Source organism: Streptomyces sp. 11x1, assembly GCF_032598905.1.
Taxonomy (GTDB): Bacteria; Actinomycetota; Actinomycetes; order Streptomycetales; family Streptomycetaceae; genus Streptomyces.
The window spans coordinates 966,537-987,371 of sequence record NZ_CP122458.1; the positions used below are offsets into that span (position 1 = coordinate 966,537).

The 20,835-nt window shown below is 72.3% G+C and carries 20 protein-coding genes and 1 pseudogene; 8 read left to right on the top strand and 13 right to left on the bottom strand.

Annotation, left to right across the window (positions count from 1 at the left end; translation table 11 throughout):
* The first annotated feature begins 34 nt into the window (after positions 1–34).
* The 3 genes from P8T65_RS04645 (at position 35) to P8T65_RS04655 (ending at position 3,415) form a co-directional block, all read left to right on the top strand.
* The gene (locus P8T65_RS04645; protein WP_316724121.1) at positions 35–1,078 is read left to right on the top strand and encodes a PHP domain-containing protein; all 1,044 of its coding nucleotides are present in this window, start codon (positions 35–37) and stop codon (positions 1,076–1,078) included.
* Between the two features lie 111 nt (positions 1,079–1,189).
* Positions 1,190–1,855, top strand: a complete 666-nt coding sequence (locus P8T65_RS04650) for an HAD family hydrolase (RefSeq protein ID WP_316724122.1) — start codon at positions 1,190–1,192, stop codon at positions 1,853–1,855.
* 531 nt (positions 1,856–2,386) lie between these two features.
* Positions 2,387–3,415 carry an SDR family oxidoreductase gene (locus P8T65_RS04655; RefSeq protein ID WP_316724123.1) on the top strand — a complete coding sequence of 343 codons (1,029 nt, stop codon included), beginning with the start codon at positions 2,387–2,389 and terminating at the stop codon, positions 3,413–3,415.
* 124 nt (positions 3,416–3,539) lie between these two features.
* Here the strand turns inward: P8T65_RS04655 and P8T65_RS04660 are convergent, their stop codons facing one another.
* From P8T65_RS04660 to P8T65_RS04670, 3 genes and pseudogenes are all read right to left on the bottom strand, one after another.
* On the bottom strand, positions 3,540–3,800 hold the full coding sequence (locus tag P8T65_RS04660; RefSeq protein ID WP_316724124.1) for a hypothetical protein: 261 nt from the start codon (positions 3,798–3,800) through the stop codon (positions 3,540–3,542).
* An 81-nt stretch (positions 3,801–3,881) separates the two neighbouring features.
* The gene (locus P8T65_RS04665; protein WP_316724125.1) at positions 3,882–4,916 is read right to left on the bottom strand and encodes an aminoglycoside phosphotransferase family protein; all 1,035 of its coding nucleotides are present in this window, start codon (positions 4,914–4,916) and stop codon (positions 3,882–3,884) included.
* A gap of 68 nt (positions 4,917–4,984) precedes the next feature.
* Positions 4,985–5,244 (bottom strand): annotated as a pseudogene (locus tag P8T65_RS04670) (hypothetical protein); the annotation flags it as partial.
* Positions 5,245–5,421: 177 nt separating this feature from the next.
* Between P8T65_RS04670 and P8T65_RS04675 the strand changes: the two are divergent.
* From P8T65_RS04675 to P8T65_RS04690, 4 genes are all read left to right on the top strand, one after another.
* Complete coding sequence (locus P8T65_RS04675; RefSeq protein WP_316724126.1) at positions 5,422–5,916, top strand: FBP domain-containing protein; 495 nt, start codon at positions 5,422–5,424, stop codon at positions 5,914–5,916.
* Between the two features lie 105 nt (positions 5,917–6,021).
* Entirely contained in the window at positions 6,022–7,278 is a 1,257-nt protein-coding gene (locus P8T65_RS04680) for an aromatic acid exporter family protein (protein WP_316724127.1), read from the top strand.
* Between the two features lie 44 nt (positions 7,279–7,322).
* Positions 7,323–8,510, top strand: coding sequence for a GyrI-like domain-containing protein (locus tag P8T65_RS04685; RefSeq protein WP_316724128.1), 1,188 nt, complete (start codon positions 7,323–7,325; stop codon positions 8,508–8,510).
* Positions 8,511–8,666: 156 nt separating this feature from the next.
* Positions 8,667–9,920, top strand: coding sequence for a lactonase family protein (locus P8T65_RS04690; RefSeq protein ID WP_316724129.1), 1,254 nt, complete (start codon positions 8,667–8,669; stop codon positions 9,918–9,920).
* Here the strand turns inward: P8T65_RS04690 and P8T65_RS04695 are convergent.
* Together P8T65_RS04695 and P8T65_RS04700 are read right to left on the bottom strand one after the other, a co-directional pair.
* Positions 9,888–10,613 carry a DUF2470 domain-containing protein gene (locus tag P8T65_RS04695; RefSeq protein WP_316724130.1) on the bottom strand — a complete coding sequence of 242 codons (726 nt, stop codon included), beginning with the start codon at positions 10,611–10,613 and terminating at the stop codon, positions 9,888–9,890. The genes P8T65_RS04690 and P8T65_RS04695 overlap by 33 nt on opposite strands.
* Before the next feature lie 163 nt (positions 10,614–10,776).
* Positions 10,777–11,385: a TetR/AcrR family transcriptional regulator gene (locus P8T65_RS04700; protein WP_316724131.1), complete on the bottom strand. Its 609-nt coding sequence runs from the start codon at positions 11,383–11,385 to the stop codon at positions 10,777–10,779.
* A gap of 117 nt (positions 11,386–11,502) precedes the next feature.
* On the opposite strand from P8T65_RS04700, the gene P8T65_RS04705 reads away from it, so the two are divergent.
* On the top strand, positions 11,503–13,065 hold the full coding sequence (locus tag P8T65_RS04705) for a cytochrome P450 (RefSeq protein ID WP_316724132.1): 1,563 nt from the start codon (positions 11,503–11,505) through the stop codon (positions 13,063–13,065).
* On the opposite strand, the gene P8T65_RS04710 is transcribed toward P8T65_RS04705, so the two are convergent.
* From P8T65_RS04710 to rhaS, 8 genes are all read right to left on the bottom strand, one after another.
* On the bottom strand, positions 13,033–13,872 hold the full coding sequence (locus P8T65_RS04710) for a pentapeptide repeat-containing protein (RefSeq protein ID WP_316724133.1): 840 nt from the start codon (positions 13,870–13,872) through the stop codon (positions 13,033–13,035). The genes P8T65_RS04705 and P8T65_RS04710 overlap by 33 nt on opposite strands.
* Before the next feature lie 59 nt (positions 13,873–13,931).
* On the bottom strand, positions 13,932–14,684 hold the full coding sequence (locus tag P8T65_RS04715; RefSeq protein WP_316724134.1) for a PIG-L deacetylase family protein: 753 nt from the start codon (positions 14,682–14,684) through the stop codon (positions 13,932–13,934).
* A 9-nt stretch (positions 14,685–14,693) separates the two neighbouring features.
* A complete protein-coding gene (locus P8T65_RS04720; RefSeq protein WP_316724135.1) occupies positions 14,694–15,197 on the bottom strand; it encodes a GNAT family N-acetyltransferase in 504 nt (167 codons plus the stop codon).
* A 36-nt stretch (positions 15,198–15,233) separates the two neighbouring features.
* Entirely contained in the window at positions 15,234–16,535 is a 1,302-nt protein-coding gene (locus P8T65_RS04725) for an alpha/beta fold hydrolase (protein ID WP_316724136.1), read from the bottom strand.
* A 145-nt stretch (positions 16,536–16,680) separates the two neighbouring features.
* On the bottom strand, positions 16,681–17,706 hold the full coding sequence (locus P8T65_RS04730; protein WP_316724137.1) for a LacI family DNA-binding transcriptional regulator: 1,026 nt from the start codon (positions 17,704–17,706) through the stop codon (positions 16,681–16,683).
* Between the two features lie 135 nt (positions 17,707–17,841).
* Positions 17,842–19,266 carry a BNR repeat-containing protein gene (locus P8T65_RS04735; RefSeq protein WP_316724138.1) on the bottom strand — a complete coding sequence of 475 codons (1,425 nt, stop codon included), beginning with the start codon at positions 19,264–19,266 and terminating at the stop codon, positions 17,842–17,844.
* Positions 19,267–19,347: 81 nt separating this feature from the next.
* The gene (locus P8T65_RS04740; protein WP_030043960.1) at positions 19,348–19,668 is read right to left on the bottom strand and encodes an L-rhamnose mutarotase; all 321 of its coding nucleotides are present in this window, start codon (positions 19,666–19,668) and stop codon (positions 19,348–19,350) included.
* Positions 19,669–19,719: 51 nt separating this feature from the next.
* Complete coding sequence (gene rhaS, locus P8T65_RS04745) at positions 19,720–20,802, bottom strand: rhamnose ABC transporter substrate-binding protein (protein ID WP_316724139.1); 1,083 nt, start codon at positions 20,800–20,802, stop codon at positions 19,720–19,722.
* Positions 20,803–20,835 lie beyond the last annotated feature (33 nt).

Below are 20,835 nucleotides of genomic sequence, written 5' to 3' on the forward strand. Positions count from 1 at the left end.
TGGGTGACGCTGGAAGCGGGAGGCTGGAGGTGCCATGGATCCCGTCGAGGCCCTGGACCGGATCGCTTTCCTGCTGGAGCGGGACCGGGCCCCCACCTACCGCGTACGGGCGTTCCGTACGGCCGCCGCCGTGCTCGGCGCGTTGCCGGCCGACGAGGTCGCCGAGCGGGCGGCCGCGGGCTCGCTGGAGTCGCTGAAGGGGGTCGGGCCGAGGACCGCGCAGGTGGCGCGCGAGGCGCTGGCCGGGGAGGTGCCGGGCTACCTGCGGAAACTGGAGCAGGGGGCCGAGGCTCCGCTCACGGAGGGTGACGCGGGCGCGGAGCTGAGGAAGCTGATCAGGGGCGACTGCCATGTGCACTCCGACTGGTCGGACGGCGGCAGCCCGATCGAGGAGATGGGCCGGACCGGCGCGCGCCTCGGCCACGAGTGGACGGTGCTCACCGACCACTCCCCCAGGCTGACCGTCGCCCGTGGCCTGTCCCCGGAGCGGTTGCGGGAGCAGCTCGACGTGGTGGCCGCGCTGAACGAGACCTGGGCGCCGTTCCGGCTCCTCACCGGCATCGAGTGCGACATCCTCGACGACGGCTCGCTGGACCAGGAGCCGGAGCTGCTGGACAGGCTGGACGTGGTGGTGGTGTCCGTCCACTCCAAGCTGCGGATGGACGCCCGGGCGATGACCCGGCGGATGGTCGCCGCGGTACGTGATCCGCATTCGGACGTGCTCGGGCACTGCACGGGGCGGCTGGTCACCGGGCGGGGCCGCCCGGAGTCGGAGTTCGACGCGGACGCGGTGTTCGCGGCGTGCGCGGAGACCGGGACGGCCGTGGAGATCAACTCCCGGCCGGAGCGGCTGGATCCGCCGCGGCGGCTGCTGCGGCGGGCCGTGGAGGCGGGGGTGCTGTTCTCGATCGACACGGACGCGCACGCACCGGGGCAGTTGACGTGGCAGGTGCACGGGTGTGCTCGGGCGGAGGAGTGCGAGGTGCCGGCCGAGCGGGTGGTGACGACGTGGGGGGTGGATGAGGTGGTGAGGTGGGCGCGTGATCGGGAGGTGCCGGAGGGAGTGGTGAGTGCCTGAGAGCTCGGGGGTTCGGCGCGTCGGCGGGCGCGGGTGGGGTTGTGGCTGGTCACGCAGTTCCCCGCGCCCCTTGAGGGGCGCGGATGTGATCGTCTTCGAGAAAGGTGAGCCATGGGAAAAGCTGCTGTCTTCGACGTCGACGGGACCCTCGTCGACACCAATCATCTGCATGTCGTCTCCTGGTGGGAGGCGTTTCGCCAGGGTGGGCACGAGGTGGCCATGCACGACGTCCATCGGGCGGTGGGGTTGCCGTCCGGGGACCTGATCACGCAGCTGCTGGGTGAGGAGCGGGATCCGGCGGAGAAGGACGCTCTGAGCGCCGCGCACAAGGCGTTGTACGGGACGTACTTCGAGCGGCTGCCCGCCCTGCCGGACGCGGGGCGGCTGCTGCGGCGACTCGACGGGCAGGGCTGGAGCGTGGTGCTGGCGACCTCGGCGGGCGGGGCCGAGCTGGCCGCGTTGCGGCGGGCCATCGGGGCCGACGACGCCATCGCGGCGACGGCCAGCGCCGACGACGTGGCCCAGGGGAAGCCGGCGCCGGACCCCGTCGAGCAGGCCCTGGAGCTGGCGGGGGCGGAGGCCGAGCTGTCGGTGTTCGTCGGGGACACCGTCTGGGACATGCGGGCCGGCGCCCGGGCCGGGGTGCGCTGTGTGGCCGTGCTCTCCGGAGGCATCCCACGGCCCGAACTGGAGGCGGCCGGCGCGGAGGCGGTGTTCCGGAATCCGGCCCATCTGCTGGCCGCCCTGGAGGAGAGTCCGCTGGGCCGGGAGGAATGACCTGGTGACAGCCGCTGTGGGCAGCCCGGTACAACGTGACACAGATCACCGCCATTGTCCGGACCGGAAGGAACACCCCTTGGTAGTTTCCCGTTGAACCAGCCGTGGGTGTGGATGGGACAGTGTCCCCGGGCCTCACCTTTTGCCCACAGGGACGATCGTTCGGCTGAAGCCCTGTGGAGCCTTTCGCCGAGAGGCGACGGCCATCCGCACCCACACACAGACCGCCCCGACCGTGATTCCCCCGTCCCGGTCGGGGCTTCTCCTTGCCCGGGGTGATCAGGCACCGAACGCTGCCCGGTGGGCGCGGGCCTCGGCGGACATGCCGTCCGCTCCCGTCTGGCGGGCGCCGTCACTCTCCTGCGGGTTCGCATCCGGGCCACGTACGCCGAGCGACTGACCCGGGCGGGATCGGCGGAGTCGGCGGGCGGCGCCGCGTCCCGTGTGGCCGGTAGTGGCCGCGTGCATCCTCCGGGCCCGGGTACTCGTGGGCGGCTCCGGAGGGATCGAAGTGCGCGAGAGGAGTCTGCGGTGAACGGAGAATCCGGCGGCAGGATCGTGGTCACCGGCGCCACCGGCAATGTGGGGACGAGTCTGGTGCGGCTGCTCGCGGAGGACGCGCGGGTCGACCGGGTACGGGGCCTGGCCCGGCGGATCCCCGACCGGTCCCCGGCGAAGACGGACTGGTCGGCCGTGGACGTCGGGTCCGAGGAGGCCGATCTGGTCAAGGAGTTCGAGGGGGCGGACGCGGTCGTCCATCTCGCCTGGGCGTTCCAGCCGACACACGACCCGGCCGCCACCTGGCGGACCAATGTGCTGGGCAGCATCCGGGTCTTCGAGGCGGTGGCGAAGGCCGAGGTCCCGACACTGGTGCACGCCTCGTCCGTCGGCGCCTACTCCCCCGGGCCGAAGGGCCGCGCGGTCGACGAGTCGTGGCCGACGCATGGCTGGCCGGACGCCGCGTACTGCCGGGAGAAGGCGTATCTGGAGCGGGCCCTGGACTCCTTCGAACACGAGCACCCCAGGGTGCGGGTGGTGCGGATGCGGCCCGCGATCCTGTTCAAACGGGAGTCGGCGAGCGAGCAGCGCCGTATCTTCGGCGGGCGTTTCCTGCCGGGGCAGCTGGCCCGGCCCGATCTCCTGCCGTTCCTGCCCGACATCCCCGGGCTGAAGGTGCAGGCCCTGCACACCGACGACGCGGCCCGCGCGTACCGGCTGGCCCTGCACTCCGACGCCCGTGGTGCCTTCAACATCGCGGCGGAGTCACCCGTGGACGCCGCGCTGCTCAGCGAGGTGCTGGGGTCCCGTCCGGTGCGGCTGCCCCGTGTCGCGGCCCGCTCGGCGATCGCCGCCGCGTGGAACCTGCGGCTGCTGCCCGCCTCGCCGCACCTCTTCGACGCCGTGCTGCGGCTGCCGCTGATGGACTGCTCGAAGGCCCGCGACGAGCTGCGCTGGCGGCCCGAGCGCACGTCGGTGGAGGTGCTGGAGGAGTTCCTGGAGGGGCTGCGGCACGGCGCCGGGGCGGAGACAGAACCGCTGCGGGGCCGGAAGGTCGGCTGAGCACGCCGGACGCGGCCCGGACACGACGGCGCCTCCCCGGGTCCCACCGGGGAGGCGCCGAGTCTCTGCAGGGGCCAGGGAGCGAGGGGCCGAGAGCCGACCTACGAGGGTCGGGCGACGTGGGTCAGCCGGAGGGCTCGTCGGGTACGGGCTGCTCGGGGTTGGCGGAGCCCGACCGCGGGGCGCCCTGCCGTCCGGTACCGGCCTCGTCCGTGTCGGGCACGTCGGTGGCCTCGTCGGCGGCACCTCCGTCACGCTCGTCGGCGGCGGCACGCGTCGGGGCCGCCTCCCACGGGTCCTCGCCCGCGGTCGCCTGCTGGTCGGGCATGTCCCTCGGTATGGGGTCCGTGTGCTCGCCGGGACCCTCCAGGCGGTGATCGTCCACGGCGCGCTCCTTCCTGCTGTCGTGCACCGCGCGCGGGTACCTCGGCCCGATCGGCTCAAACCACGCGGTGTCCACGAGGTGTCAGGCGCCCCCGGCCAGCTCGTCCAGGGCGGCCGTCAGATGCGGGGCCACCCGCTCCCGCCGCCAGGCGAGGTCGTCGCCGCCCATGGCGCGCGGCACCGTCTCCACCAGCATGATCAGGTCGAGGTAGCTGCGGTAGAGGGCGTACCTCCGGGCGGCCGACGGCGTGAACTCGGCGACACCACCCGCCTCTTGATATCCGGTCATGAAGTCGGTGTCCTCCCGGACATCCTCCAGCAGCGCCAGCGAGACGAAGTCCGCGACGGGGTCGCCCCAGAACATGCGCTCGCCGTCGATCAGTCCGCCCACGCGCGCGGTATCGCCGTGCTCCACGAGGATGTTGCCCGGCCACAGGTCGAAGTGGACCAGGCGCGGCACGGTCACCTCGTCGAGGGCGTCGTACGCGAGCTTAGCCGTACGGGCCACCTCGTCCAGGGGGCGGGGCAGCCAGGCGCCGAAGCGGTCGGCGTCGTCGAGGACGGCCTCGTACATGGCGGTGAACGCGGTGCGCCAGTCGAGGGCGAGAGGGCCGAGGGCGCCGCTGGGATAGCCGTAGCCGGGGCCGGGGCCGGGGCCGGGGCCGGGGCCGGGGCCGGGGCCGGGGCCGGGGCCGGGGCCGGGGCCGGTGACATGGTGCAGCCGGGCGACCAGGCCGCCCAGCTCCCGTCGCAGCGCCGCTTCTCGGCCGGTGGGCGGCCCGTCCCAGCCGGTGCCGGGGCAGTGGGTGAGCAGGAGGTGGCGGCCCGCCGGCGCGCTCTCGTCGAAGGCGGCCCCGACCACGCGGGGAGCGGGGACGTCGACGGTCGCGGCGGCCCGGCAGAACTCGGCCTCGGCGGCGAGGAGTTCGCGCTCGTGGGCCAGGCCGGGCGTGGTGGGCGGCGGAGGGACCTTGAGGACGAGCCGGGTACCGTCGGCGAGGCGCAGTTCCTCGACCGTGTTGTACGTGCCGCCGGTGAGCGGCCGGCGCTCGGCGAGACTCTCCGGCGGCAGCCCCGCCGCCGCGAGTGCCAGCCGCGCACGTTCCTGCTCGTCCACTGCGATCCCCCTCGTCGGCCTGCGCGTGGGGGCCCACTCTGCCAGGTGGGCACCCACGATCACACCGCTCATCCGGCCGCGTGGACGTCCTCCACACAGCGGCCCGAGGCGATGAGCTCGTCCAGCCGGGGGCCCGAGTCCGCGCCGGGGTTCCGCTCGGCGTGGATCGTGCGGAGGGCCCCGCGGACGCCAGGTGCCATGGGGGAGCCGTCGCCGCAGACGTACACCCGGCGCCGGCGGCCAGCAGTTCCCACACCTCGTCGGCCTCGGCGGCGATCCGGTGCTGGACGAAGGCGGCACCGTCGGCCGGGGCCGCCGCCCGTGCAGGTGCTCTCCTCCGGGCGTGTGGCCCCCCGACCGCCGCACCCACCGACGGAGTAGCCGGCTCCAGCCACCTCAAAAACCATTGGCCCCTCTCCGGAAGTCCGCGTACCTTAGGCGAAAACCTAGTATCCCTAGGTTCCAAGACGATCACCCGCTTCACTTCACCGGAGAACAGGCCGTCATGAAGACACTCACCGAGCAGGACATCCGCACCTCCTTCGTCAACTGCTCGAAGGGGGAGGCGAAGAGGATCTTCGTGCCGCGCGATCTGGAGCAGCGGCCCTGGGCGGATCTCGATTTCCTCGGCTGGCGGGATCCCGGTGCGCCCGACCGCAGCTATCTGGTCGCGGAGCGCGAGGGAGGATTCTCCGGTGTCGCGTTGCGGCTCCCCTCCGCGCGGCGCGGGTTCCTGCACCGCAGCATGTGCTCGCTGTGCCTGACGACGCATCCGGGCGGCGGGGTCTCCCTGATGACGGCACGGAAGGCGGGCGCGGCCGGCCGGGAGGGGAACTCGGTCGGCGTGTACATGTGCGCCGACCTGGCGTGCTCGCTCTATGTGCGCGGCAAGAAGGCCCTGGCGAGCGGGAGCCGCTTCGAGGAGAGCCTCACCGTGGAGGAACAGATCGCCCGGACGGTGGGCAATCTGTCCGCGTTCCTGGTGAAGCTGTACGACTGAACCCGCCCTGACCTTGTGGTCTTCCGTCCTCCCGTGCGATCACCCAGGTGACTACTGTCCTCGGTCAGGAGTTCGGGGCGCCAGTGGAACGGGAACAGCGCAAGGATGCGAGACGTACGTGAAGTGTGGGGCCTGATCGACACACGGGTCGCGAAGTGGCAACAGGACCCGGTGATCGTCCAGTCGGTGCGGTCGGCGGCGGCCGCCACGGTGGCCTATGTGGTGGCGCTGCAACTCAGCACGGAGGCGGCGCCCCTGACGGCTCCGCTGACCGCCCTGCTGGTCGTGCAGGTGACCCTCTACTCCACCCTCACCACTGGTATCCGCCGGGTGAACTCGGTGGTCGCCGGCGTCGTCATCGCCATCGGCTTCAGTGTCCTGGTGGGCCTCACCTGGTGGAGCCTCGCCCTGATCATCCTGGCCTCGCTCGCGGTGGGTCATCTGGTGCGGGTGAGCGAGTTCGTGCCCGAGGTGGCCATCAGCGCGATGCTGGTGCTCGGCGTCACCAGGGTCGGCGACACGGCCTGGGCACGGATCCTGGAGACCCTGATCGGCGCGGTCGTCGGACTCGCCTTCAACCTGCTGCTCGCTCCCCCGGTCTGGGTGGAGGCAGCCGGTGAGTCCATCGAGGACCTGGCCCGGCGGATGCGGCGGCTGATGATACGGGTCGGCGAGCAGGCCGCGGGCCGCACTCCGGCGGAGGCCGCGGCGGCCCGGCTGCACGAGGCCCGGGAGCTGGACTTCGACATCGTCGAGGTGGACGCGGCCCTCAAGCAGGCCGAGGACAGCCTGAAGCTCAATCCGCGCGTACGGGAGGGCCTGCTGCACCGGGTGGTGCTGCGCACCGGCCTGGACACGCTGGAGATCTGCACGGTGGTGCTGCGGGTGCTGGCCCGTACCCTCACCGACCTCGCCAAGGAGCGGGAACCGAGTCCGCTGTTCTCGGCGCAGGCGGGAGCCGCCATCGAGCGGCTGCTGGCCGAGATCGGCGACGCGGTGGTCAGCTTCGCGGTGCTGGTCACCACCGACGTCACCCGCAGCGCCGAGTCCGCGGAGGACCGGCTCGCCGCCGAGCTGTCGACCGCCGTCGCGACCCGCGACAAGCTCGCCCAACTGCTCCTGGAGGACGTCCAGCGCGACCCGAGCCACTGGCAGTTGCACGGCGCCGTGCTGACGGAGGTCAACCGCATGCTGGACGAGCTGGACACCGAGCACCGCTCCCAGCGACTGCTGGAGGAGCTCGACCGCTGCACCCGTGAACAGCGCGAGCGCTCCCCCCGGCTCACGCGCCTGCGCGACCGCGTACGCATCGTTCGCCCCCGTCGGCGGAACCGGTCCGGCCCCGTCGGACGTACTAAGTGACGCCGAGTACAAGGCGCGACGCGACGACGAGGGGAGCGTACGGAATGGCCGAAGGCACCGTGCGGATCGACGGGACCACACTCCATCTGCCGGGCGGGGTGCGGGTGCGCTTCATCCGCACCCTGCGTCTGCCGGAGACGGGGACGCACCAACTCCCGCCCGGACTGGGCGACTTCCCGATCCGCCGGGTCGAGGACCATCCGCACACCGCTCCCGCCGAGATGCGGGCGCGCGGCGGGGTGATGCTCCCCGTGTATCTGCGCGAGGCGATGTGGCTGCACTTCGGCGGTTCCACGGAACCGGCGGCGCTCCAGGTCGGGGTCGGCAAGGTGTGCGCGGTGTCGGGCAAGCCGTGGACCGGCGCGCTCGCCCGCGATCCGCAGAACTACGTCGTACTCCCCCGGCAGCCCTGGCTGGACGGCATCAACTCCGGCAAGGGCACGGTCAGGCAGTTCGTGGCCGTGCCTCTCGGCCTCGGTGCCACGGTCGAGGGTCAGGTCACCGGCGAGGAGGTGTTCGGCGGGGTGCAGCTGCAGTCGTTCCCGCTGAACGACAAGCAGCTGGCGGTGTGGCGGGAGGAGGAGCGGCTGAGGGCCGAGCGGGAGCGCGACCTCGCCGCGCTCGGTACCACCACCCTCTTCGCCGGCACGGGCCCGGTCCCGATGCCGCCGCCGGGTGCCGTGCCGATGGCGCCCCCGGCCACCGGAGCCCCGCTGCCCCCCGCGCCGGGCGGTGCCCCCCTGCCGCCCGCACCGGGCGGCGGCCCGATGCCGCCGGGTGCCGCGTACCCGATGGCGGCGCCCGCCGCGGCCCCGCAGCGCAGCGGTCCCGCGGCTCCGCCCCGGGCTCCGGCGGCGATGGGTCTCGGGGTCGGCGGGTCGATGCGGCAGGAGGTCTACCGGGACACCTGGCCGCGCGGCAGCTGGGCGGAGCGGCCGTCCGGGCGGGTCTTCGTGCATCTGGTGACCCCGCCCGAGTGGCGCCGGATCACCGGGGAGGCCCCGCCGCCGTCGCCCGTGGACCGCGCGGCGTACACGCGGGCCGGGCTCCCGTGGTTCGAGTACTACGACAACGACGCCCACGATCTCGACCCGGCCGACGCCCTAGGCACGGTCAAACCCGTCGGTGACTGGCTCGGCGACGACCTCGATCCGTGGCAGGCACCCGCTCCCGGCCAGGTCAAGCCGCTGGGTGACGCCCCGGGCAAGCCGATCCAGGACGGCGACTGGTAGCCGGCGGCGAGGACCCGAGGTCGGCCACGACCGACCGCCCGCGGACGAACGGCGGGCGTCGCATGGCGCGCGACGCCCGCCTTCGCCTTTGCGCCGGGGTGCTCGGACCCGTCAAGGTGGTGACGGCCGAGAGAAGCGACACCCGAGGTGCGACGAATGACGAGCGAGGCGGTTGGCAACCGGGGCGGCTGGAGCAGGCGCCGCGCCCTGGGGCTGTTGGCGGGAGCCGTACCGGCCGTCCTGGCAGGCTGCGCGGGGTCCGACGGGACGACCGGTTCCGCGTCGCCCTCCCCCGCGACGAACGCCCCGACGGCTCCGTCGGCGGAGGCCGGGGCCGGGTCGGGCACCGAGTCCGCGACGGCCGAGCCCTCCCCCGCCCGCACCGGCCCCCAGCCGCTCTACATCGGCACGTACACCTCCGCCGAGGGCGGCGACGGCATCGGGGTGGCGACGTACGACCCCCGGAGCGGTCGTGTCACGGGTGAGGGGACGATCGGCGGGGTCGGCGACCCGTCGTACCTCGCCGTGCACCCGGACGGCCGGACGCTGTACGCCGTGAACGAGCGGCCCGAGGGCGGGGTGACCGCCGTACGGCTCTCCGACCGCAAGGTACTGGGCACCCGGAGCAGTGGCGGCGAGGCGCCCTGCCACCTGTCGGTGCACCCGAGCGGGCGGTGGCTGCTGAGCGCGAACTACGGTTCGGGCAGTGTCGCCGTGCACCCCGTCGAGGAGTCAGGCGCGCTGGGCGAGCGCACGGACCTGGTGGTGCACAGCAGTCCGGCGCCTGGGCCGGGCCAGGACGGGCCGCACGCGCACCAGATCGTCACGAGCCCCGACGGCGGCCATGTCCTCGCCGTCGACCTGGGCACCGACACCGTCTACACCTACCGGCTGGACGAGTCCCGCGGCACGCTCACCGAAGTGTCCCGGGCGCGCCTGCGAGCGGGTGCGGGGCCCCGGCACCTGACCTTCCATCCCGAGGGGCGGTACGCCTATCTGGCCAACGAGGTGGACAACACGGTCGTGGTCTGCGCCTACGAGCCCGACCGGGGGCGGCTCACGCCGGGCCCGCCGCAGCCCACGGGCACGGGTGCGGGCACCAACTACCCGGCGCAGCTGGTCGTGACGCCGGGCGGCTCGTACGCCTATCTCGCCAACCGGGGGCACGACAGCCTGACGCGCTACGCGGTGGAGGCGGACGGCGCACGGCTGAGGCTGCTCGACACCGTTCCGGTCGGCGGGGACTTCCCGCGCCAGATCGCCCTCTCGCCCGACGGGGGCCTGCTCTTCGCCGCGTTGCAGCGGTCGAGCGCGGTCAGCGTCTTCGAGGTCGACGCGGACAGCGGTGGGCTGCGGCGCGCGGGCGCGCCGTTCGCGTCACCCGTCGCCGTCTGTGCGCTGCCGCTGTAGGGCGCGCGGGCAGGACGCGGTGCCCGCCTGGGAGAGCAGGATGTGCATCCGCTCGGTGAGCTGCGCCATGTCGTCGGCGGGCTTGTGGAAGGTCAGGCGTACGTCGCCGTTGCCGCGGGCCCGCTCGATGCGCAGGGTCAGGCCGTGCCGGTCGACGGCGAGCGGCTGGACGCGTACGGCGCCGTGCAGGCTGTCGTGCGGTACGAGCCGGGTGAGGCGTTCGACGGCGTCCGGGTGGGCGTCGGCGAGGTGGGTCAGCAGCCGGGACTCGGCCGCGGCCAGCGGATCCGGTGCGGCGGCGGCGAACTCGTCGAGGTCGACCACGACCGCGCCGGACGGCTCGCGCAGCACGATGCGGGTGGCCTTGAACTCCAGGTCGCCGTCCTTCGGCGCGAACCAGCCGACGATCCACAGCCGGGCCCGGATGCGGTTGCGCACGGGGACGGGCGCGACATCGGCGAACTCCAGCACCGCGGACGGCTCGCCGCGCGGGGCGCAGATCGCGGCGGCGACGAGCGTACTGTCCTCGGGGACGCTCAGGATCACCCGGCCGTCCTCCGTGACGCTGTGCGCGCCGACGAACTCCTCGCGGCCGCCCTCGGCGGTCACCGCGCAGGACCACGCCGCCGCGAGCACCGAGCGGGCACGCTCGGCCGCGGCCGGCGCGGCCGTCCAGGTGTGACGGTCACCCATCCCCAACCTCCCTTAGGTAAGGCTTGCCTAAGCTACCGAAGATCGGGGTGTACGCCAACCACCGCGGGACAGCCTGTGGACTTTCTCCGTGGACTTTCCGTTCGCCGCGACGAACCGGCCGAGGCGCCGACCGGGTGCCGGCCAGGGGACGGGAACCCCGAACTCAGGGAACGAGAACCCCGAAAAGGGCCCGCGTACACAGATCGCGCACCCGTTCCCGGGACAACTCCGAGCCCCTCAGCCACTCCAGACAGACCGCCGTCGTGAACGACAGCCAGCCCCGCACGGCGAGCCGCATCTCCGGCCGCCCGTCGAGGGCCGCCGCGAACTCCGCGTCCGACGCCAGGGCCGCCAGGATCTGGGCCTCCTGGGCGGCCAGCGCCCGCTGGTAGACCTTGCGCACGGTCTGGTCCCCGGTGGCGTCGGCGCGATGGAAGGCCCGGAAGCCGTGGGCGTGGTCCTCGACGTACGCGAGGAACGCGTCGAGCCCGTTGGCCAGCCGCTCGCGCGCCGAGCCGCCGGGCGCGGGGGTCATGATCCGCAGCATCCGCTCGCTCTCGCGCTCCACCACGGCCGCGAAGAAGACCCGCTTGTTCGGGAAGTAGTGGTAGAGCAGCCCCCGGGAGACACCGGCGATCTCGGCGACCTGCTCGATCCACACGTCGTCGTACGGGCTCTCCGAGAAGAGCCGGGCCCCGACCGCGAGCAGTTGCTCCCGCCGCTCCTCGGTGCTGAGCCGGCGACGGGGGCGCTCACCCTGCCTGGCTGCCATGCCGTCACTTTACTTGACGTGGATTCAACAGCGGGACGAGACTGGGACAGCTATTGAACCTGAGTACAACAAGTCGCGGCGGCCCCGGCACGGCGTGCGCGCGAGGGAGAGGTGGTCATGACGGCGACGACGGGAACCACGACCACCAAGGGTTTCCGCAGCGCGGAGCTGGGCTGGCCCGAGCTGCACCGCATACCGCACCCGCCGTACCGGATCCCCGTCATCGGCGACGCCCTCGGGACGAACCTGCGGACGCCCGTCCAGGAGTCCCTGCGGCTCGGGCGGCGGCTCGGGCCGATCTTCCGGCGGAAGGCGTTCACCAAGGAGATCGTGTTCGTCGGGGGCGCGGACCTCGCGGCCGAACTGGCGGACGAGTCACGGTTCGCCAAGCACGTGGGGGTGGGCGTCGCCAATCTGCGCCCGGTGGCCGGGGACGGGCTCTTCACGGCCTACAACCACGAGCCCAACTGGCAGCTCGCCCACGACGTCCTCGCCCCGGGCTTCAGCCGGGAGGCCATGGCCGGGTATCACCCACTGATGCTCGACGTCGCCGAGCGGCTGATGGATCACTGGGACCGGGCGGGCGAGGCCGGCGAGACCGTGGACGTGCCCGGTGACATGACCAAGCTGACGCTGGAGACGATCGCCCGCACCGGCTTCGGCCACGACTTCGGCTCCTTCGAACGCTCCCGGCCGCACCCCTTCGTGAAGGCGATGGTCGGCACCCTGACCTACGCCCAGCGCCGCAACGTCGTCCCCGACCCGCTGGTGCCCCTGCTGCTGCGGGACGCCGCCCGGCACAACCGGGCGGACATGGCCCACCTCAACGAGACGGTCGACGCGGTGGTGCGGGCGCGGCGGTCCTCCGCCGGCACCGGGGGCCGACTCGGTGTCCGTGGCGCCGGGGCCGGGAGCGGTGATCTGCTCGACCGGATGCTGGAGACGGCGCATCCGGAGACCGGGGAGCGGCTGTCCGCCGAGAACGTACGACGGCAGGTCATCACCTTCCTGGTCGCCGGGCACGAGACCACCTCGGGCGCCCTGTCCTTCGCCCTGCACTACCTCGCCCGGCACCCGGACCTGGCGGCCCGCGCCCGCGCCGAGGTGGACCGGGTGTGGGGCGACACCGTACGGCCGGGCTACGAGCAGGTGGCCAGACTGCGGTACGTGCGCCGGGTGCTGGACGAGGCGCTGCGGCTGTGGCCGACGGCGCCCGCCTTCTCCCGGGAGGCCCGCGGGGACACCGTACTGGGCGGGGTCCATCCGATGCGACGCGGCGCCTGGGCGCTGCTGCTGACGGCGATGCTGCACCGCGACCCGGCGGTGTGGGGCGCTGACGCCGACCGGTTCGACCCGGACCGCTTCGAGGCGGCAGCGGTGCGCTCGCGGGCACCGCACACGTTCAAGCCGTTCGGTACGGGGGCCCGGGCCTGCATCGGCCGCCAGTTCGCGTTGCACGAGGCCACGCTGGTGCTGGGCCTGCTGCTGCGCCGGTACGAGCTGAGCCCGGAGCCGGGGTACCGGCTGCGGGTGGCGGAACGGCTGACCTTGATGCCGGAGGGGCTGCGGCTGAACGTGGAGCGACGGAAAGGGGTGGTGGGACGGGCCACCGCAGAGCACCCGTCACCGCCGCCCCCGGCGTCGCCGTCACGCTGTCCAGTGACCGGGGCGGGTGACTGAGGTCGGCAGCCGGGTGCAGGCGGTGCCGCGGGCCGCGTTGAGCTGGGGCTGGGTCAGGAAGAACGCGCCGGTCAGGTCCGCGTCGGTGAGGTCGGTGTCGCGGAGGTCGGCGCCGATCAGGTCCGCACCGCGCAGATCGGCGCCGGTCAGGTCGGCGGCTATGAGGTAGGCACCCCGCAGGTCGGCCTTTCTGAGGTCGGCCCCTTTGAGGCGGGCACCGATGAGGTCGGCCCCCCGCCGGTTGCGCCCGCGTCCGGCGCCGGCGCGCATGAGGTCGCTGACCCTCAGCAGCAGCACGTTGACACGCTGCCGGTGCGCGGCGACGTCCAGCTCCGCCAGTTCCTCCGCCGTCCCCCCGGTCAGCCGCTCGGTCTCGTCGAGCGCGCGGCGCAGGTCGGCGTGCACGGGACGGGCGGCGGGGAGGGTGAGCGACTCGGTCAAGTACCAGAGGAGTTCGTGGAGTTGACGCACGACCGGGAAGACATCGAACATCCGCCGGGCGTGCTCGCGACCGCCGGTGCGCCAGCTCTCACCCCCGAACGTGCCCTGCGAGACCTTCTGTCCGGCGCCGAAGCAGTCGTAGACCGTGCAGCCGGTGAACCCCTCGCCCCGGAGCCGGTCGTGGATGCCGCAGCGGAAGTCCTCCGCGAGGTTGCCGCACGGCCGGCCCGCGGCCTTGTCGACGGCGAAGTCGGCCGAGCGGGCGAAGGGCAGGGCGACGCAGCACAGGCCGAAGCAACTGCCGCAGTCCGCGCGCAGATCACGCAGGTCGGGCGCGCGGCGGGCCGCACCGGATGTCTGTTCCATACGGCTCACCCTAACGAGAACTCACCGAGGGGTCCGCCGTGCACCACGAGCCCCGCACGTCACCGGGGGAACACCTCGAAGGCCACCGCGGGCCGCCCGCCGAACCGCTCGCCCGTGGCGCGGGCGTACCCGGTCAGGAATGCGCGGGCGTAGGTCTCCGGGTCCTCCTGCGTCAGTGCCTCGATATAGGTGCGGTGCTCCAGGAGGGAGGCGACGGCGCGGTCGAGGCCGGGGCCGGCGTCGACGGCGTGGGTGGGGCTGGAGGAACCGGCGACGGCGACCCAGCGGACGCCGTTCCAGGGCTCCAGCCCCTGTTCGACGAGTTCGGGGAAGATCCAGCGGTTCCCCGCGTCCCCGGCGGCGTCCAGGGTCGCGCGGCCCACCGCCACGTGGTCGGGTGTGTTCCAGGCGACGCCGCCCCAGGTGTCGCGGTGGTTGAGGGTGATGAGCAGTTCGGGTCGGTGGCGGCGGACGGCGGCCGCGATGTCTCGGCGCAGCGTGGGCCCGTACTCGACGACGCCGTCCGCGTGGTCGAGGAACTCGACCTCCGACACGCCCACGACGGCCGCGCTCGCCCGCTGCTCCCGCTCCCGCAGCGGGCCGCACCGCGCGGGTTCCAGCGTGTCGATGCCCGCCTCGCCACGGGTCACCAGGACGTAGGCGACCTCACGGCCCGCGTCGGTCCACGCGGCGATCGCCGCCGAGCACCCGTACTCGAGGTCGTCCGGATGGGCCACGACGGCAAGAGCACGCCGCCAGTCCTCGGGCATGGGCGCGAGCTGCTCCGGCTGAACCTTCTGGGGGGCGGTCATGTCGGCACATTAGACCCTGGGCGCCGGCCCCGCACGAAGCGGATCCGCGCTCCCACCGCCCCCCGAACCCCCCTTCATCACGCGATACATGCCGATCGAGTCGTGCGTGGCAGTGTCGGCGAAGCCGAACTGCTCGTAGAGGAAGCGGGCGGGGCCGTCGGCGATCAGGGAGACGTACGCCGTGGCGGGGGCCCGGCGTTCCAGCTCGCCGGTGAGCGCGGCCATGATGCGCTTGCCGAGGCCGCGGCCCTGGTGGGCGGGGTGGACGCAGATGTCGACGATCTGGAACGCGGTGCCACCGTCGCCGATGACCCGGCCCATCCCGATGGGCTCCCCCGCGTGCCGGAGTATCACCCCGTGCCAGGTGTGCGGGAGGGCGAGGGCCACGGCTTCGGGGTCCTTGTCGGAGAGACCGGCATCGGTGCGCAGACGGCGGAAGACCTCGATGGAGGGCACGCCGACACTCAGTTCGTACGGGCCACAAAGGTCGTAAGGGTCACTATTACCAGGCATGCATTACATGCTAGGCGGTGACGCCGAACGCCGACGTCACACCTCGTCCCGCGTGAGCGCCAGCAGGCGGTCCAGCACCCTCGGCCCGCCCGCGCGTACGCCGTCGTGTTCGAACTCGTCCGTGACCCAGGTGCGCAGGCCCCGGATCGAGCGGGCCGTCCGCAGGGAGTGGGCGGTGTCGACGTACATGTCGTCGTGGTAGATCGCGGCGGCGACCGGGACCTCGTTGGCGGCGAGTTGCTCCGGGTCGTACAGGGGCAGCCAGCCCCGCTCCTCGGCCAGAGCCTCGGCGGTTTCGCGCAGGGGCCGCAGGGCGGGGTCGTTGTCGAACATCCAGGGGTGCACGGACTCCCCGGTGAACAGCAGCGGTCCGTCGCCGGTCAGTGTCTTGGCGGCGTCGAACTGCGGGAGCCGCCCGCGCACCCGCTCCGCCGCCCAGCTCGTGGGGCCCGGGTCCTGGCCGTAGATGGCCTCGTGCAGGAGGGCGTAGAGAGGGTGACCGGCGTACGACAGCAGGCCCTGGACCTCCTCCTGGAAGGAGTCGGAGAGGACGGGGCCCCGCAGAGTGGGGACGAAGGCGTTCTCCAGCAGGAAGTGCAGGCGGTGGCTGCCGTCGCCGCGGCCGAGGAGGATGCCGAGGGACTGGAACGCCTCGACGGTGAAGCGGTGGCCGTTCGGCAGGACCACGTCCTGCTGGAGCAGGTGCTCGGCGATCTGCCGGGCCCGCTCGACGTCCTGGGGGTAGCGGGCGTAGTGCGCGGCGACCTTGCGTTCGATGCGCGGGAACGCGGCCTGGTAGACCTCCTCGGCGGTCGCGTCGAGGGAGGGCAGTCCGCCGGTGATGACGACCCGGCTGAGACCCTCGGGTGCCTCGGAGAGATAGGTGACCGCGCAGAAGCCGCCGAAGCTCTGGCCGAGGACGGCCCAGGGGGCGCCGCCGGTGATCTCGGGGCGGATGGCCTCGCAGTCGCGGACGATGGAGTCCGCGCGGAAGTGGGCCAGATAGTCGGCCTGTTCGACGGGGCCGCCGCGCAGCGGGAGGGTCTGGCGGTTGGCGGGGGTGGAGGCGCCGGTGCCACGCTGGTCCAGGAGCAGCACGCGGTAGTCGTCGAGGGCCCGTCCCAGCCAGGCCTCGCGGCCGACGAAACGGTTCGCCCCGAAGCCGGGGCCGCCTTGCAGATAGACCAGCCAGGGCAGTTCGGCGTCCGCCTTGTCGCTCGCGACGACCTCGCGTGCGAAGAGTTCGATCCGCTCACCCGACGGGTCGTCGTGCTTGAGGGGGACGGTGAAGCGGCGGTCGGTGAGGACGACACCGGGCTGCCGGTAGCTGACGGACAACGGGGCTCCCTGAGCGGACGGATTCCAGGCCGTGGTCCAGTCCAGCACAGATTCTCCGCCCGGCCGACCCCGTGGATCAAGAAATTGTCGCTGAACCCGGGATCAGCACGACGGCCGCCCTCGTACGCGCCTACTGAACGGGCACTCAGCGCGCCGCGAGGCTGGAGCGCCGCACCACCAGTTCCGGCTGGAGGACGACCCGCCGGTGCTCGTGCGGGACGGGCGCGGTCTCGGCCTCGGTCTCCTCCAGCAGGAGCTCGGCGGCGAGCGCACCCATCGTGACGGCGGGCTGCCGTACGGAGGTGAGGGGGACGGCTGCGGCGGCGGCGAACTCGATGTCGTCGTAGCCGACGATGGCGAGGTCGTCGGGGACGCTCACCCCGGCCGCGTACATGGCCTGGAGCACGCCGAGGGCGAGCAGGTCGTTGGCGCAGAACACGGCGGTCGGACGGTCGGCGAGGCCGAGGAGGCGGGCGCCCGCGTCTCGGCCGGCGGCCACGTCGAGGCGCTCGGTGGGCAGTTCCCGCAGGGCCTCGGGGCCGAGTCCCGCCTCCTGCAGGGCGCCCAGGGCGCCGGTACGGCGGTCGCGGACCTGGTTGAGGCCCGCCGGTCCGCTGACGTACGCGATGGAGCGGTGGCCCGCGTCCACCAGATGCCGTACGGCGAGGGCGCCGCCCGCCACGTCGTCGACGGAGACCGAGCACTCGGTGGTGCCCTCGGCGACCCGGTCGACGAGGACGAAGGGGATGCCGTGGCGGCGGAACGCCTCGATGTTGCGTCCCGTGGCGTCGGCGGGGGTCAGCAGCACCCCGCGCACCCGCTGCTCGGCGAAGAGCGAGAGGTACTCGGACTCCTCGCCGGCGCTCTGCGCGCTGTTGCAGACCATCACGCCGAGTCCGGCGTCGCGCGCGGCCCGCTCGGCACCGCGCGCGACGTCGACGAAGAAGGGGTTGCCCATGTCGAGCACGAGCAGCCCCATGATGCGGCTCCGCCCGGCCCGCAACTGGCGCGCCGACTCGCTGCGGACATAGCCGAGGCGGTCGATGGCGGCCAGCACACGGGCCCGGGTGCCGGAGGCCACCGAGTCGGGCCGGTTGATGACGTTCGAGACCGTGCCGACGGAGACTCCGGCGGCGGCGGCGACGTCCTTGATACCCACCGACTGCGACATCGGACGGGGACCTCCAGGAAGGTACGGAGCGGCGGGCATACGGTCACATTACCGCCGGGCCTCAGCGGAAATGACCCGGTCAGCGGCGGAACGTTCCCGGCGTACGGGAGTATGGGAGTACGGGGGTACGACGGATCAGGCGGGCAGCGCGAAGTCGATCACGCGGAGCGCCGACGGTGTGGTGCCGCTCGACTTCACCTGGTACATCACGGACAGGACGTTGTCCTGGGCGATCCGGCTCTCGTCGAACACGACCTCGCCGAAGGCGTTGAGCCCCGAACCGTCGAACAGGATCCTCCAGTCGGTGTGCCCGGAGGCCGCGGTGGCTCCGGCGATCCGGCCGAACGGGAAGAGCGCGTAGGCGTTGTTGTACTTGTCCATGACCAGCTTGGTGCGCTGGCTGGAGTTCAGCGGCACCGGTATCTCGGTTTTCGTCCAGGCGCCGGAGGCGCTCTTGCGGACGAGGAAGGCGCGGCCGTTGGCGGTGCGGTCGGCGACGTAGTTCGTGGTGCACTGGCCGAAGCGGCCGGGGACGTAGCTGATGATGGCGTGCGGTCGGCCGGCGGAGTCGGTCCACTGGCTCTCCTGGTTCATCAGGGAGTGGTCCGGGTTGAGCGCGTCCACGACGAGACCGGCGTCGGTGACGGAGACCCGGTCGGAGCCGCCGGTGGTGCCGACGACGGCGCCCGCGTTGTTGCGCCAGGTGCGGCCCAGGTCGTCCGAGTAGACGTAGCCCGTGTCGTGGTTGGTGATGCCGCCGCTGTTGCACATCACGGCGTTGTTCTGCTCGCGCCAGGTGAACAGGGCGTGCAGGCGCCCGTTGCGGTCGTAGTCGATGCCGTGCAGGTACATGTTGCGGGCCGTCGAGGAACCGTGCTCGCTGGTGTAGGTGCCGGTGGAGGACGTCCACTCGCCGAGGTTGGTCCAGGAGGTGCCGTTGTACTCGGCGAGCGCGTTGCGGCCGTTGCCGGAGATGCCGGCACGGTAGCTCAGCTGGAGCTTGCCGTCGGGCATCGAGACGAACTGCGGGTAGGTGAACTGCGAGGTGAGCCCGAGCCCGTCGAGGGTGGGCTGCGGGGCGCCGAAGCGGCTCGTGGTCCAGCTCAGGCCGGCCGGATCGTCCATGAGGCCGGCGACGGACTTGACATAGGTGAAGCCGTCGCTGTGCGAGTCCATGTTGAGGTGGAGGCGGCCGTCGACCTTGGAGACGCCCATGGAGATGACGTTGTGGGAGTCGTTGTACCGCAGGGTGTGGCCGACCTTGACGGTGGACCAGGTGCCGGAGCCGAGAGCGCGGCGGCCGACGACGGCGTTGCGGTCGGCGGTGTACCAGACGGCGTACTGGTAGCCCTTGTAGGTGAGCAGGGCGTTCTTCTGGAACGCGTTGTTGTTGACCAGTCCGTCGTAGGAGACGAAGTAGATGGCCTGGCTGTCCAGCAGGGTGTTGCCGGTCTGGGTGACCGAGGGGCCGGGGTCGGCGGCACGGGCGGTGGCGGCGCCGAGGGAGGGGGTCACCACGGCGCCGGCGAGTGCGGCACCGAGCAGCGTTCGTCTCTTCATCTCGGGGGACTCCGTCGTCGAACGAGAAGGGGTACGGGAAGGGCTGGCAACAGGATTGCGAGAGGGACTTGCGGGAGGGGTTCAGGCGAGGTGGAAGACCTCGGTGAGCGGCTTCATGGCCTCGTCGGGACGGGCGCCGTCGAGGGACTCGAAGAACGGGGCCATCTCCTTCTGCCAGCGGGCGTTGACCTCGGCGGCCTCCATGCCGGCCAGCGCCGCCTGGAAGTCCTCGGTCTCCAGGTAGCCGACCAGCAGGCCGTCGTCGCGCAGGAAGAGAGAGTAGTTGTGCCAGCCGGTGGCCGAGAGTGCTTCGAGCATCTCCGGCCACACGGCGGCGTGCCGCTCGCGGTACTCGTCGATCCGGTCCTGGCGGACCTTGAGGAGGAAGCAGACGCGCTGCATGAGATACCGCTCCTGGGGGTGAGGGGGGTGGCTGTAACGCGTGGGCGGAGATCAGAAGTTGAACTTGTCGATGTTCTCCTTGTTGAACACGGTGGGCTTGCCGAGGCTGATGACGCCGTCCTTGCCGATGGTGTACTCGCCCATGTCACCGGCGGTGAAGGTCTCGCCCTCCTTGCCGGTGATCTGGCCGGAGACCAGCGCCACGGCGGTACGGGCGGCCAGCTCGCCGAGCTTGGCCGGGTCCCACAGCTCGAAGCCCTCGACCGTGCCGTCCTTGACGTACTTGCGCATGTCGTTGGGGGTGCCGAGGCCGGTCAGCTTGACCTTGCCCTTGTACTTGGAGCCCGACAGGTACTGGGCGGCGGCCTTGATGCCGACCGTGGTCGGGGAGATGATCCCCTTCAGGTTCGGGTACTCCTGGAGCAGGCCCTGGGTCTGCTGGAAGGACTTCTGGGCGTCGTCGTCACCGTAGGCGACCTTGACGAGCTTGATGTCCTTGTACTTGGGGTCGTTGAGTTCGTCCTTCATGAACTCGATCCAGGTGTTCTGGTTGGTCGCGGTCTGCGCGGCCGACAGGATCGCGATCTCGCCCTTGTAGTCGATCTGCTCGGCGAGCAGCTGGACCTCGGTGCGGCCCAGGTCCTCGGCGCCGGCCTGCGAGACGAAGGCGTTGCGGCACTCCGGCTTGGTGTCGGAGTCGTAGGTGACGACCTTGATGTCGTTGCTCATGGCCTGCTTGAGCGCGGTGCACAGGGCGCCCGGGTCCTGCGCGGAGACGGCCATGGCGTCGACCTGCTGCTGGGTGAGCGTGTTGACGTAGTTGACCTGGCCGGAGGTGTCCGTGGCGCTGGAGGGGCCGACCTCCTTGTAGCTGGAGCCCAGCTCCTTGAGGGCAGCCTCGCCGCCCTTGTCGGCGGAGGTGAAGTAGGGGTTGTTGACCTGCTTCGGCAGGAAGCCGACGGTCAGGCCCTTCTTCAGCTCGGCGTTCGGGTCGGCCTTGCCGGTGGCCGCGGCCGAGGCGGAGTCGTCCTTGACGTCGCTCTTCGTGGTGCCGCCGCAGGCGGTGACGGCGAGGGCGAAGGAGGTGACGGCGGCGAGAGCCGCACAAGAACGGCGGAGGGTTGCCTTGCGCATGAGAGGTCCTTTGATACGGAGGGGCGGGCGGTT